The sequence below is a fragment of the Nocardia sp. NPDC005825 genome, from assembly GCF_040630175.1.
Taxonomy (GTDB): domain Bacteria; phylum Actinomycetota; class Actinomycetes; order Mycobacteriales; family Mycobacteriaceae; genus Nocardia.
The window spans coordinates 313,789-326,690 of sequence record NZ_JBEXXC010000010.1 but is presented as its reverse complement, the minus strand read 5'-3'; the positions used below and the strand labels follow the sequence as shown (position 1 = coordinate 326,690).

Sequence of the window (12,902 nt, the reverse complement as noted above, 5' to 3'; positions counted from 1 at the left end):
CACCCCCCTACACCAAAAAACACCCCCCGTAAAAGCATAACCCCCCGAACCCCGCCCGCTTCCTGTGGTTCTAGCTGGGATCGAACCAGCGACCCCTCGCGTGTGAAGCGAGTGCTCTCCCGCTGAGCTATAGAACCGGGGTCTCGCCGCCGAAGCGGCTGTCCGGCTCGGGGTTTCCCGTGTCGGAGTGAGCTAACACTAGCGCGTTACCCCGCCTGTTTGCCAAATCGACGCCCGGGGTGGCGGGGAGGTCAGCGTTCGGGGAGGGGTGGGGTGGGGGCGAAGGTGACGGGGAGGGCGAGGAGGGCGCGGTGGAAGGGGCCTGGGCGCCAGGACAATTCGGCGGCGGGGACGGCGAGGTGGAGTTCGGGGAGGGCGTCGAGGAGTTGGTCGACGGCTTCCTGGGCGATGAGGTAGGCGAGGGAGCTGGCGGGGCAGGCGTGGGGGCCGACGCCCCACGCGAGATGGGAGCGGTTGCCGGAGAACCCGGCGCCGCGGATGGTGGGGTCGGTGTTGCAGGCGGCCATGGAGATGACGACCGGCTGATGGGGTGGGAGCCAGGTGTCGTCGATGAGGACCTGCTGGGGCGGGAAGCTGATGCAGAAGTTGGCCATCGGCGGGTCGTTGAAGAGGACCTCGTCGAGGGCATCGCGGGTGGACAGGCTGCCGCCGAGGGCGCTGCCGCGGAAGCGATCGTCGAGGAGCAGCAGGACCAGCGTGTTGACGATCAGGTTCTGTTGCGGCTCGATGCCCGCGCCGTAGAGGGTGGCCAGCTGGTGCACCATCTCGGTGTCGGTGAGGCCGGTGGGGTGGTGCAACATGCGGGTGGTGACGTCGTGGGCGGGGTGGGCGCGTTTGTGCTGGGCCAGCCGCAGCAGGGCGTCGATGAGCAGTTTGTTGCCGCGTTCGGCGCCGACGCCTTCGAAGATGGCGCGCATCCCCTCGGCCGCCTGGGCCGCGATCTCGACCGGGCACCCGAGCAGGGTGTTGAGCACCTGGAAAGCCAGCGGAAAAGCGTAGTCGCGCACCAGATCCGCCGATCCGGCCGCGCAGAACGAGTTGATCAGCGACACCGCGACCCGCTCGACGGTGCCCTGCAACCCGTACTGGTCGATGCCGGCGAGCCCGGCGGTATTGGTCTGCCGATAGCGCGCGTGCTCGGATCCCGCGTTGCGCAACGCATTCGGCCGCCACTGCATCATCGGCAGCACCGGGCAGTCCGCGGGCACGCCCGCCTGCCAGACCCGCGGATCGGCGGGGAACCGCTCGGGATCGTTGAGAATCCTTACCGCCGTGCGATATCCGACCACGAGGGTGGCCGGCACCCCCGGCGCGAGCTCCACCGGAACCAAAGACCCGTACTGTTCGCGCATCTCGCGATAGACCCGGTGCGGGTCGGCGGCGAACTCGGGGGTGTACATCGGTACGCGCGTACCGACTTGCTCTGACATCGAACCCACTTCACATGGTGCGCGACACTCCACCGCCGCCGAACAGCGCACATCCCGGATGCGGAAGATCAACACTACCGACGCGGCCGCGTCGGTGCGCGCCGTTTCGACGACCCCGCGCTCAGAGACCGATTTCGCGAAAGTGATTGACAGCGGCGAGCCGCAGGAGCAGGCTCTACGAGGCGCAATTGTTGCTCGACAATTGCTGCGATATCCCGGCTGTCGGCGTTCCCGCCCGGTTGGTGAACGCCGGTCGACAGCGCTCGGAGATTCGGCGGACGCGGACGCGTCCCTTTTCCTTCAGTTCGGACCCGAGACCTACCAATTCGGAGGTTGGAATGTCTAGCAAGCACGGCCGAAAACCCAGCCAGATCGCCGACAAAGCCAAGAAGGGCATGAAGGGCCAGGCGCAGCGCATGGAATCCGACATGGACCAGATGGCCGACGACGCCCGGCGCGACATGGACCGCCTGGGCGCCGGCATCAAACGGGAAGCCCAGCAGGCACGGTCGGACGCACAGGGCCTGGACAAGGAGATGAAGCGCAAGCTCCAGCATCGCTGACCCGGTGACGCGAATGGCCGGTCCACCTGGCGGACCGGCCATTTCGCCTGTCGGCGGGACCCCGATCGTGGATCATGAGTGCGACTGGCATTCGAACTGCCCGTCCAGTCTGTGGGGAGTCCGCGATGACGGCCGTCGGCGATCGGGAATTGTGGTGTCCGCTGGAGAGCTCCGTGCATCCGATGCTGACGCGGATCGAAGCCGACAGCTTGGCCTGGCTCGACGCGCACCACGTGATGCCGCCGCACCGGCGAGCCGAATTCCGTTCGGGCGCACCGGCCGCGCTGGGGTCCTACACCTATCCCCGGGGAACCCGCGAGGGCACCCAGCTGGCGACCGACTTCATCACCTGGCTGTTCGCGTTCGACGATCTGTACTGCGACGCGAACCGAATCGGCAGTGACCCGGTCGAATTCAGCGCGATCATCGGCGACCTCGTCCACGTGCTGGAATCCCCCGCGGACAACCCCGCACTGCCGGTCGCGCGAGCACTGCGCGACCTGAACGGCCGGGTCGCGGCGATGGGCTCCCCGGTCCAGCGCCGCCGCTGGGCGGACGACACCGAGAAGTACCTGCTCACCAAACTCTGGGAGGCGGGGCGGCGACAGGCCGGATCCCTGCCGCCGCTGACCTCCTACGTCCACCTGCGCAGGCTGGGCGGAGCGAATGTCGCGTGCCTCATGCTGACCGATATCAGCCTGGGCCGCGAGGTCCCCGCGGAGGTCATGTGTGGCGACCGGATGACCGAGCTGGTGAAGGCGGCCGCCGATCTCGCCGACCTCGACAACGATCTGCTGTCCTATGCCCGGGAAAGCGGTCCCGGCGAGGAGTTTCCGATCAACGGGATCACCGCGGCGGCCTTGCACGGCACGCCTGACATCGCGGCCGCGACCAGCCGCGTGCTGGAGTTCCGGAATTCCCGGATGCGGACTCTGGTGGCCGAGTCGGAAGGATTCGCGCAATTCCCGGACACGCCGGCCGCCGACTTCAGTCGTGGCGTCTGCGACTGGGTCAGCGGGCACATCGCCTGGATCATGAAGTCCGGTCGGTATTCTCGGCTTCCATTCGCCGTTCAGGAGTAGCCGGGACCGCCGAGTCGACGCGCATCCGCAGCCCGCGGGGCTGCAAGGTCGCCGACAGTGCCGGTCGAGCATCGGTCCCGGGCAGGGCACGCAGTCGCCAGCGGGCGGTGATGGTCGCCAGGGCAAGCGTCATCTCGGTCACGGCGAAGTCCTCCCCGATGCATTTGCGCGCACCGCCCGCGAAGGCCAGGAAACCGGCACGGGCCGTGGACCTTCCGGTGGTCGCCCACCGATCCGGATCGAACAGCTCGGGATCGGGGTACTGGTCGGCCCGGTGCTGAATGGTGAAGGCGCTGTACAACACCGTGGTACCCGCCGGCAGCGCGTGACCGCCGAGTTCGGTGTCCTCCCCCACCGTGCGGGTCACGAACCAGACCGGCGGACGCAACCGCAGGGTTTCGGTGATGATCCGGCCGGTCACCGGCAGCTGGGGTAGGTCGTCATAGCCGGCGGACCGTCCGGCCAGCACCGAATCGACTTCCGCCCGTTGCTGTTCCGCGATCGCGGGATGCGCGTCGAGCAGACTCAACGCCCACGCGAGCGCGGTCGCCGTGGTTTCGGTGCCCGCCACGAAGAAGGTGATGACCTGATCGCTGATCTCGAGGTCGCTGAGCCCGCCCCCGTCCTCGTCCTGCGCGGCGATCAACGCCGAGAGCAGATCCCCCTGATCGTCCCCCGCCCGCCGACCCGCGGTGATGATCCCGGCCAGCGCCGCACGCAGGTCGGTGATCGCGCGTTCGTAGGCCCGGTTGCCCGGGGTCGACAACTTCAGCAGCGGAGCCGGTATGAGCGTGCGCGCCATCAGCATCCGCACGACGTAGTCGACGTCCCGCAGCATCTGCCGCAGGACCGGTTGCGGGACCGCATGGGTGAACAGCGTCGCCGCCGTCACCGCCGAGGTCATCGCGTGGAGTTCGGCTTTCATGTCGAGCTCCTGACCGTCGTCCCAGGATTCGACGATCTCTCCGATGCACCGGCTCATCACCGCCGCGTACTCGGCGGTCCGGCTCGGATGAAAGGCGGGCTGCACCAGTCGCCGGTGTCGGCGGTGCAGAGAGTGCGGGCAGGTGACCAACCCGTCGCCGAGGACCTCACGGACCCGATCCAGCAGCGGTCCGCCCTTGTCGAAGACCCGGTCCCGCCGCAACAGCTCCTGGGTCAGCCCCGGATCACAGACGGCCACCGCGTCGACCGGGCCGAGCCCGATCCGCACGAGATCCCCGTGCGCGGGTAGCGAACTCAGAAATCCGAGCGGGTCCCGCAGCAGCGAAACCACATGGCCCAGCAGCGGCAGTCGATTCGGAACGGCGGCGATCCCCGACGGGAATGTCATGGCGACTCCCAGGATTGGCGGAGGCACTCCCGAAAGGCGATTCTACGCTGGGGATTTGCGCCCTACCCCGGAATCCGCCGAACGCCGGGGCGCTCGGGTCAGAGGCGAAGTCGCGCGATCACCGCACGATGATCGGTGTCCGGAATCGTGAGCGAGGACAGGGCGACCGCGTGTCCCTGCGCGATGAGAATGCGGTCGATGCCGATCACCGGCCCCCACCAGCGGTCGGTCGGCCAGGTCGGGAGGGCGCCGACCCCGAGGAGTTCGGCGGAGTCGGCGTAGCGGCCGCTCACCAGGTTTCGGAACGCGACGTGGTCGTAGGTGGAGTTGAAGTCGCCGCCGACCACGGCCTGGCCGGTCGTCTCGTCGAGGATGGTCCGGATGCGGCCGAGTTCGTGCGCCCACACCCCGGCGTTCAAGGTCGGCGGAATCGGATGCAGCGCGAACACCGTCACCGGTCCGCGGCCGGGGTGAATCATGGTGGCACGCAGATTGTTCAGCCAGAAGCCGTCGAATTTGACGCCGTCCTCCAAGGGGTAGCGGCTGAAGATGCCGGTGCCCTGGCCGCTGCCGGAGGGCGCGGCGAACCGGTGCGGCAGCAGGTCGGCCAGCCCGGCGGCGTCGAGCTTGCTCAGGAGTTCCGGAGTCAGTTCTTCGACGGTCAGTACCTCGACCTCGCGCTCACGCACGGCCCGCACCACCGCCTCGGCCGAGCCGCCGCCGAACAGCAGATTCGACTGCATCATCACCAGATCCGTACCGGGCGGGGCACTCCCGTCCGGCCACAGCATCGGCGCGTGCGACCACAGCGCGGTGGCCGAGACCAGCACGGCCACCGCGGCGCTCACCCACCGCCGGGCCAGTCCGAGCACCACGACCGCGACCAGCGCGCCGACCATCAGGTACGACGCGAACGACGTCGCCAGCACGGCCGGTTCCCACGCGCGTGAGTTGTAGTGCAGCCCGATTCCGGCCACGCCCACGGCGAGCAGCAGCCATCCGAGCACCGTCAGCACCCACCGGAGCAGGCCGCGGCGGCGTGCGATCGGCTCGACGGCAGCCTGCTGCTGCCCCAACGCGTTGACCATTCAGTCCTCCCCTATTCGCCGATCACGCTACGCGATGCCGGTCCGATCCACGAAAACCGCCCCTATTTACGACAATAAAGATTGTTGCCGGATACTCGCCGAGTTCGATCGAATGGCGTCTAACTCTTGATGAAATTAACTTTCCACCGTAAATATCTAATTGCAGTTAACGATCTGCCAGAACTGGCCCCTGACCGGCCATCGATACCAAACCGTTATTTCGAATACCAGCCGCCACATGATGCGAACAGGTTACATTTCAAACCCCTGAAGTTGCGGCACACCCCACCGGGAACGCGCTGTTGCTTCACTATTTCGGGAGTTAGTTATGAGAACGACCGCCTCCACACTGCTTCGCGCCGGTATTGTTTCTCCGGTGGCTCTGGCCACTGTTTTCTGTTTGGCCGCGCCCGCGAATGCGGCGCCCGTCACCGTGAACTGGAGTTGCCAGGGCACGATCTTCGGCATCGGCCAGACCTCGAGCATGACCACCACCGTCACCGGCACCGCGCCGGGCTCGGCGGCGTCGGGTTCGGCCGTGGCCATCACCCTCACCCCGGGCTCCTCCACGGTCCCCAGTTCGGCCTCGGGCTTCTCCGTGACGAACATCAGCAACCTGAAGATGACCTTCCCGACCCCGGCTAACTCGACGCTGGTCTCGGCCACCGCCTCCGGCGGCACCGTGGCCGGCACCGTGGCCACCTCGGGCGGGAATGTCGTGCTGACCGTGCCGGGTCCGATCGCGGGCGGCACCAGCTTCACCCCGCCGGCGGTGACCATCAATGTCACGGCCGGGAGCCCGGGCACCCCGATCACCAGCAAGTACGCGGGGACCAGTTTCGCCAACCCGGGCATGACCATGACGACCAAGGTGGCGTTCATCGGCAACGTGGCGACGTCGTGCTACCCGAACCCGTCCCCGACGCTGACCACCACGACCGTCAGCTGAGTCCGTGAAAATGCCTGGACCGGGCTGTTTCCGCCAGCCCGGTTCAGGTTCCGCCCATCGGATGGGGGTCTCTGTATTGTCCACCGAACCCGCTCGGATGGCAGTGGAGCTCCGAAAAGCCTTGGAGCTCTACCACGGAACGGTCGAGGATCTGGCGCGTGAACTGCTCCGGCTGCTGGGGGTGAACGAGACCGACCGGCGCGCACTGGAAATCGTCCTAGTCGGCGGACGGTCGACGACACCGGGCATGCTGGCCGAACGGCTCGGCCTGACCGCCGCGGGCGCCACCGTCCTGCTCAACCGGCTGGAGAAGCAGGGCTATGTCACGCGCTCACTGCACCCCACCGATCGCCGCCGCGTGATCGTGGTGGCCACCGATCTGACCGCGCGCCGCGTGCGCGAGCTCATCCGCCCGCTGGCCGAGGAGAGCTTCAAGATGATGCTGAACTGGTACGACCTCGACGAGCTCGAACTGATCGCGGGATTCCTGGGCCGGGTCGGCGAACTGCAGCGTGTGCACCGGGAACGGCTGCGCGATATGGATCCCTACCCGCGGTGATGGCGCATGGCCGCGACGACCTCGTCCGGTGAGGCCGGCATCGTCTGCGTGGAGAACACCGCCGGACTGAAGCCGAGACCCTGATTCAGCCGCCCGAGCACGCGGATCAGCAGTGAGGAGCGGGCCAGGAAGGCCGCCGGATCCCGCAGCGCCACATCGACGAACCGCTGCCCGCCGATGTTCGACACCTGCACCCGATCGACGTCGGCCCAGTCGACCGACCCCAGCCTGCGATGCGTGAACCCCCGATCGGTGATGACCAGCTCCGGCTTGCGCCGCGGCAATTGCAGCACCAGCAGCAGCCAGCAGGAGCCGAAGAACGCGAACGCCATCGCGCCCACCACCATCGAGCTCGCCTCGGTGGTCAGCATGAGCACGCACCCCACCAGGACGAAGAATCCCGCCCCCGCCGCCAGCAGCAGCGTGCGCAGTATCGACGACTTGTAAACCGTTGCCGTCTCCAGCTTTCCGCCCTGCCCGTCGGATTCAGTCACCGCACTCCACCTGACTACCCATCACCGTTACGGCGTCAGTATGCGTCACCGGCGTCACCAGGAGAAACCGACCGCGCACCCGCCGTGTCGAATCAGTTCCTCTGGTACCCGAGCAGTCCGCCGAGGCATCCGGAAGGCCCGGTCAGCATGCCGATGGTCATGCGGTAATCACCACCGGTGAGCTTGCAGAGCAGCATCGCCGTGCCCAGATCGAGTCCGGCGGACCCGGTGCCGAACCCGGTCTGCACGAGTGTGGCCGACCCCGAATCGGCGACCGGCGCGCCCGTCGGCTCCGCCGCGGACGCGGTCGCCGCCAGACCGGACAACAGGATTCCACCGGAGAAGCCCATCGCCACAGCCGATCTCACCAGGGTGTGCGTCATATCGACCCATCTTTCGTCGCGAAAACTCGTGAGCCGCAACGTTAGTCGTCGATCCACCAGGTGAAACGCCCATATTTCCAGGGCCATGGGCAGGTCTCCGAGACTCACGTCACACTCCCCTGACAGCACCGCGCCCGTCAGATACTTTCCCAAGGAAATAACATACGAGGCATAGCGAAATTCCGGCGAGCGACACGGCCCGCCACGTGAGGAGTGAACGATAGTGCGCGACAGCGTGATCGAGGACGCCCTTTTGGCGACGGCGGCCATCTCGACCGACCCCGGATCGACAACGCGCAGCCACACCGCCCCGCCACCGGCCGCCACCGAGGCCGTCATCGCGGACCCCGACGTCCGCGTGCTCGCGCTGACCACCGTCCCCAATGCCCGCGACGCGGGCGGCTACCGCGCGGTCGACGGCCGGACCGTGCGCACCGGCCTGGTCTTCCGCACGGGCAACCTGTCCAAGGCCACCGACGCCGACCTGGCCGAACTCGCCGCGGCCGGCGTGGTTTCGGTCCACGATCTGCGCACGAGCTACGAGCAGGACCTCATCGGCGTCGACCGGGTTCCGGCGGGAACGACCGAACACCACGACGACATCCTCGGCCAGGCCCCGCCGGAGGTGCTCACCTCCGCCCTGACCACGGGCGTGGACCTCTACCGCGCCTTCATCACCGCCCCCGGCGCCAGTCGGGCTCTCGCGAACGTGCTGCGCGACATCGCCTACAACCCGGGCGGCGTGCTGTTCCACTGCACCGCGGGCAAGGACCGCACCGGCTGGACCTCGGCCGTGCTGCTCACCCTCCTGGGCGTGGACAAGGACACGGTCTACTACGACTACCTGCTGTCGAACTACTACCGCGACGCCAAGGACGGCGACGTGGTCAACGGCGTCTCGGCCGCGGCGCTGGCCGCCGCTTTCGGTCAGACGAACGAGAGCTACGGCAGCTTCGAGGAGTACATCCGCCGGGGGCTGCGCCTCACCGACGCCGACATCGCCGCCCTGCAGGCCAAGATGCTCGCGGACCAGGCGTGAGCGCGTACCGCGGCGTGTCGATGTAGGGCCCGCGTGGTTCCGCGACGGCATCGGTACCGGCGGAACCACGCGGAAACAACTGCCGCAGGCACACGGTTTGACAGCAGTTGCTCGATTCGGGTGGCGATGTTAAGCGGTCAGAACCGCCTATGACCATGGGTTATTTTGAATACGAGGCGTAGCGTATTCTAAAACCGCCCGAAATGGAACCCGTTCCAGTAGCGTCCCCTCCCGTATTCGGCCGCATCGGGTTAGCGGTGCGCCGTCGGTTCCCCACGCGCACCTGCTTCACTCGGCAGCAGTCCGGGGATCGGCCAATGCTTGGCCGAGGTCGACGAGGAAGTTCGTCAGTACGTAGATCGCGCCGAGTGTCAGGGTGATCCCGGCGATGGTGGTGTAGTCGCCGATCTTGATGGCTTGCGCGGCGTAGAGGCCGATGCCCGGCCAGGCGAAGACCAGTTCCAGCAGGATGTCGACGCCGAACATGGCGGCGACCTGCATGCCCGCGATCGAGAGTGTCGAGTTCACCGAGTTGCGCAGCGCGTGTTTGACGACGACGCGTAGCTCGGTCAGGCCTTTGACCCGGGCTGTGCGCACGAAATCCGAGCGCAGGGTGTGCTGCAGGCTGCTGCGGAGCGCCCGGCCGATGGCGACCGCGGGCGCCAGGGACAAGCACACGACGGGCAGGATCAGATGCTCGACGGCATCGAGGAATACGCTCGGCCGCCCCGCGAACAGCGAGTCGATGAGCAAGAACCCGGTGGGCCCGTCGGGTGCGTCACTGTAGGAGCTGCGTCCGCGCGCGGGCAGAACCCCGAATTCCTTGTAGAACAACAGAATTCCGAGCAACGCGGAAAGGAATACCGGCACCGATGAGCCGCCGATCAGCACCAACCGTAGGGCTCCCGACCCGGGCCATCGCAGTGCGGTCGCCGCTCCGAGCAGCACGCCGAGCCCGACGGACAGCGCAAACCCGCAGAGGATCAGTTCCGCTGTGGCGGGCAAGAAGTCGGCGATATCCGAGCTGACCGGTCGGCGGGTCACCGCGGACTGCCCGAAGTCGCCGGTGGCCGCCTTCTCGACATAGTCGACGTACTGCACGGGCAACGGCCGATCGAGACCGAGATCGTGGTGTTCTCGCTCGACGACCTCCGCGGAGGCCCGTTCACCGACGAAGGCCCGAGCCTCGTCAACGGGCGAGATCTGCCGTAGTACGAACACCACCGCAACGAGCGTGAGCAGCACGAGGACGGTCGAACTGCCGCGCCGGACAAAGACTTTGAGCATTCGAAGTACTCCCTTGCGGTGGCAGAACCGGGTGATACCGGTCAGCGATCGGTGAGGCGGTCGCGGAGTACGTCACCCGTGAGGTTCGCGACTATCGCGAGCACGAAGACCCCGAGCGCGGGCATGATCGGCACCCACCAGGACTCGAGAAGGTAGGGCAGTCCCCGCGCACACATCGCGCCCAGCTCGGGAGCCGGCGCGGGAGCACCGAGCCCGACGAAGGACAGGCCGGACAGCGCCAGGATCAGGGCGCCGACGTCGAGACTGGCGGCGATGATGGTCGGTGGCCATGCGCCGGGTAGCAGGTGCAGCCGGCCGAGCCGACATCGGCCCGCACCGGACATTCGCGCGGCGTCGAAATGCGGCAGCGATCGGAGCCTGGTCACCTCACCGCGGACCACCCGTGCGTACAGCGGCCACCAGACGAGTGCCATCGCCGACAGGGTGTGGATATACGACGGCCCGATCGCGGCTACGACCGCGATCGCGAGCAACGACGCGGGCAGGGCGATGAAGATGTCGGTGATACGCATCAGGATTCGGTCCACGACCCCACCAACGGTTCCGGCGACGAACCCCACGGCGCCGCCGAGGACAATTCCGGACCCAATCACGCAGAGGGCACCCCACCAGCTGGCGCGCATGCCGATCAGGACGCGGCTCAGGATGTCGCGCCCGACTTCATCGGTACCGAGCCAATGCGACGCATCCGGCGGGGATGTCGGGCGCCCGACCGGGAGACCGGGGTCGTAGGGAGCAATCAACGACGCGCCGAGCATGACGACGATCAGCGTCGCCAGCACACACACAGTGATCACATCACCCGGTTTCGAGCGCCGGCGCGCCGCTACTGGCACCGGCACTGATTCACCGCTGCTGACGGAGGGTGCCGGCGGCGCAACGTCCGACTCGTCCGCCGCCGCGCTGCCCTGCTGTTCCGGAACGCTCCCGCAATCCGGCACCGCGGCCACCAACGCCTTGGTGTACGGGTGCGAGGGTGCCCGGGTCACCGTCTCGGCGGCACCGATCTCGACGATCTCCCCGCGAAACATCACGGCGACGCGGTCGGCGACGAAACGCGCCGCGGCCAGATCGTGGGTGACGAAGATGACGGTCAGCCCGAACTCGCGCCGCAGGCTCAGAATCATGTTCAACATCGACGCGGCCAGCGGCGCATCCAACGCGGAAGTCGGCTCGTCACACAGCAATACGGCCGGAACGACTATCGTCGCCCGCGCGAACGCGACGCGCTGGCGCTGCCCGGTCGACAAGCTGTCGGCGCGGAGGTCGGCGACCTCCGCCGGTAGCCCCACCCGTTCGAGCGCCGCGACCACCTGGGCCCGGCGCTCTGCCGGGCTCACCGTGCGCGGCAGCCGTTCACCGACCTGTCGACCGACCGTCAGCCACGGTGTCAGCGAAGCGCTGACATCCTGGAAGATCATCTGCGTCGCTCCCCCGGACAACTCGATGACACCACTGTCGGGCCTTTCCAACCCCGCGACCATCCGCAGTAGTGTCGATTTGCCCGTCCCGGACTCACCTACCACCGCGACTGCCTCGCCTGCTTCTACCTGCAGGTTGAGGTTGCGCAGCACCGGCAGCACCGCCCCCTTGACCAAGCCGTTGCGCAGCCGGAATTCCTTGCCGACTTCGTGGCAACGCACCGCGGGTCGCGAGCGGGGCGGGTTAACCAACGGCGGGAATGCGGGGGTCGGCCCACGTGCCCGGGTCCGGTCGATCTCGGCCTGGCGGAGGCACGCCGCGCGACCTGAGTGGGTGGCAGCCGGTGCCAGGGAGATCAGCGACTCCTCACAGTCGTCCGTGCGATGCGAGCACCGCGGAGCGAACGGACAACCCGGCGGCGGATGACGGGGATCAGGTGGCATTCCGGTCAGCACCGGTATGCGTCGGTCCAGCGGCAGGCTGAGGTCGAGACGCGAACCCAGGAGACCGATCGTGTAGGGGTGAGCGGGAGTCGCCAGGACATCCGCCATGGCGCCGACCTCGACGAGGCGCCCGCCGTACATGACCGCGACCCGGTCGGCGACCTCCGCGGCGACGCCGATGTCGTGGGTGATCAGCAACACCGAGCAACCGAGCTCTGCCCGCAAATCGGAGAGCAATGCCAGAATCTGCGCCTGCACAGTGACATCCAGAGCGGACGTCGGTTCGTCGGCGATGATCAGGTGTGGCTGCGCGGCGATCGCGATCGCGATCATGACCCGCTGCCGCAATCCCGCGGACAGCTCATGCGGGTACGACCGCAGCCTGCTGCCTGCCTGCGGGACTCCGACCAGGTCCAGCAGCCGGGTCGCGTCCGCAGTGGAGCCGGCGACTTCGCGCACCTGGTCACCGATTCGCATCGTCGGATTCAGCGACGTCATCGGGTTCTGGAACACCGCACCCAGGTGGGTACGTCGAATCCGGCGCCGCTCGGCGGGCGAGGCGGAAATCATGTCGACGCCACGCACTTCGGCCCGACCGGTGACGACCGCGGGCGGATCGCCCACCGACAGCCCGAGCAGGCTCATCCCCAATACGCTTTTGCCGGAACCGGACTCCCCCACCAGCGCAAGGATCTCTCCGGCGGCTATCTCGATGCTGACGCCCCGCACGGCATGGACCGCGACGCCGCGCCGGTGGAACGTCACCCGGAGGTCGCTCACACGGGCAC

12 protein-coding genes and 1 tRNA gene are annotated in these 12,902 nt (G+C 67.6%); 5 read left to right on the top strand and 8 right to left on the bottom strand.

Going from position 1 to position 12,902, the window contains the following annotated elements; genetic code table 11:
- Nucleotides 1-65 precede the first annotated feature (65 nt).
- Together ABZ382_RS26710 and ABZ382_RS26705 are read right to left on the bottom strand one after the other, a co-directional pair.
- Nucleotides 66-137, bottom strand: a tRNA-Val gene (locus ABZ382_RS26710).
- A 114-nt stretch (nt 138-251) separates the two neighbouring features.
- Nucleotides 252-1,451, bottom strand: a complete 1,200-nt coding sequence (locus ABZ382_RS26705) for a cytochrome P450 (protein ID WP_357094066.1) — start codon at nt 1,449-1,451, stop codon at nt 252-254.
- Nucleotides 1,452-1,789: 338 nt separating this feature from the next.
- Here ABZ382_RS26705 and ABZ382_RS26700 point away from each other — a divergent pair, with 338 nt between their 5' ends.
- Both ABZ382_RS26700 and ABZ382_RS26695 read left to right on the top strand, forming a co-directional pair.
- Nucleotides 1,790-2,014: a hypothetical protein gene (locus tag ABZ382_RS26700; RefSeq protein ID WP_357094063.1), complete on the top strand. Its 225-nt coding sequence runs from the start codon at nt 1,790-1,792 to the stop codon at nt 2,012-2,014.
- Nucleotides 2,015-2,139: 125 nt separating this feature from the next.
- Entirely contained in the window at nt 2,140-3,096 is a 957-nt protein-coding gene (locus ABZ382_RS26695; RefSeq protein ID WP_357094061.1) for a hypothetical protein, read from the top strand.
- On the opposite strand, the gene ABZ382_RS26690 is transcribed toward ABZ382_RS26695, so the two are convergent.
- Together ABZ382_RS26690 and ABZ382_RS26685 are read right to left on the bottom strand one after the other, a co-directional pair.
- Nucleotides 3,047-4,429, bottom strand: a complete 1,383-nt coding sequence (locus tag ABZ382_RS26690) for a cytochrome P450 (protein WP_357094058.1) — start codon at nt 4,427-4,429, stop codon at nt 3,047-3,049. The two genes, ABZ382_RS26695 and ABZ382_RS26690, sit on opposite strands and share 50 nt — an antisense overlap.
- 98 nt (nt 4,430-4,527) lie before the next feature.
- Entirely contained in the window at nt 4,528-5,517 is a 990-nt protein-coding gene (locus ABZ382_RS26685) for an endonuclease/exonuclease/phosphatase family protein (RefSeq protein ID WP_357094056.1), read from the bottom strand.
- Nucleotides 5,518-5,893: 376 nt separating this feature from the next.
- Between ABZ382_RS26685 and ABZ382_RS26680 the strand changes: the two genes are divergently transcribed.
- On the top strand, nt 5,894-6,466 hold the full coding sequence (locus ABZ382_RS26680; RefSeq protein WP_357094053.1) for a hypothetical protein: 573 nt from the start codon (nt 5,894-5,896) through the stop codon (nt 6,464-6,466).
- 97 nt (nt 6,467-6,563) lie between these two features.
- A complete protein-coding gene (locus ABZ382_RS26675; protein WP_357094050.1) occupies nt 6,564-7,025 on the top strand; it encodes a MarR family transcriptional regulator in 462 nt (153 codons plus the stop codon).
- Here ABZ382_RS26675 and ABZ382_RS26670 read toward each other — a convergent pair.
- Nucleotides 7,013-7,519, bottom strand: a complete 507-nt coding sequence (locus ABZ382_RS26670) for an STM3941 family protein (RefSeq protein ID WP_357094047.1) — start codon at nt 7,517-7,519, stop codon at nt 7,013-7,015. The genes ABZ382_RS26675 and ABZ382_RS26670 overlap by 13 nt on opposite strands.
- A gap of 92 nt (nt 7,520-7,611) precedes the next feature.
- A complete protein-coding gene (locus ABZ382_RS26665) occupies nt 7,612-8,010 on the bottom strand; it encodes a hypothetical protein (protein ID WP_357094044.1) in 399 nt (132 codons plus the stop codon).
- A gap of 115 nt (nt 8,011-8,125) precedes the next feature.
- On the opposite strand from ABZ382_RS26665, the gene ABZ382_RS26660 reads away from it, so the two are divergent.
- Complete coding sequence (locus ABZ382_RS26660) at nt 8,126-8,941, top strand: tyrosine-protein phosphatase (protein ID WP_357094042.1); 816 nt, start codon at nt 8,126-8,128, stop codon at nt 8,939-8,941.
- Between the two features lie 288 nt (nt 8,942-9,229).
- Here the strand turns inward: ABZ382_RS26660 and ABZ382_RS26655 are convergent, their stop codons facing one another.
- Both ABZ382_RS26655 and ABZ382_RS26650 read right to left on the bottom strand, forming a co-directional pair.
- Nucleotides 9,230-10,228 (bottom strand): ABC transporter permease, encoded by a 999-nt coding sequence (locus tag ABZ382_RS26655; protein WP_357094040.1) that lies wholly within the window; start codon nt 10,226-10,228, stop codon nt 9,230-9,232.
- Nucleotides 10,229-10,269: 41 nt separating this feature from the next.
- Complete coding sequence (locus tag ABZ382_RS26650) at nt 10,270-12,894, bottom strand: dipeptide ABC transporter ATP-binding protein (protein ID WP_357094037.1); 2,625 nt, start codon at nt 12,892-12,894, stop codon at nt 10,270-10,272.
- Nucleotides 12,895-12,902: the final 8 nt, after the last annotated feature.

What these genes read in the sequence shown, in the direction of transcription:
- ABZ382_RS26705 (WP_357094066.1), bottom strand. Translation starts at nt 1,451, where the DNA reads ATGTCAGAGCAAGTCGGTACGCGCGTACCGATGTACACCCCCGAGTTC.
- ABZ382_RS26700 (WP_357094063.1), top strand. Translation starts at nt 1,790, where the DNA reads ATGTCTAGCAAGCACGGCCGAAAACCCAGCCAGATCGCCGACAAAGCC.
- ABZ382_RS26695 (WP_357094061.1), top strand. Translation starts at nt 2,140, where the DNA reads ATGACGGCCGTCGGCGATCGGGAATTGTGGTGTCCGCTGGAGAGCTCC.
- ABZ382_RS26690 (WP_357094058.1), bottom strand. Translation starts at nt 4,429, where the DNA reads ATGACATTCCCGTCGGGGATCGCCGCCGTTCCGAATCGACTGCCGCTG.
- ABZ382_RS26685 (WP_357094056.1), bottom strand. Translation starts at nt 5,517, where the DNA reads ATGGTCAACGCGTTGGGGCAGCAGCAGGCTGCCGTCGAGCCGATCGCA.
- ABZ382_RS26675 (WP_357094050.1), top strand. Translation starts at nt 6,564, where the DNA reads ATGGCAGTGGAGCTCCGAAAAGCCTTGGAGCTCTACCACGGAACGGTC.
- ABZ382_RS26655 (WP_357094040.1), bottom strand. Translation starts at nt 10,228, where the DNA reads ATGCTCAAAGTCTTTGTCCGGCGCGGCAGTTCGACCGTCCTCGTGCTG.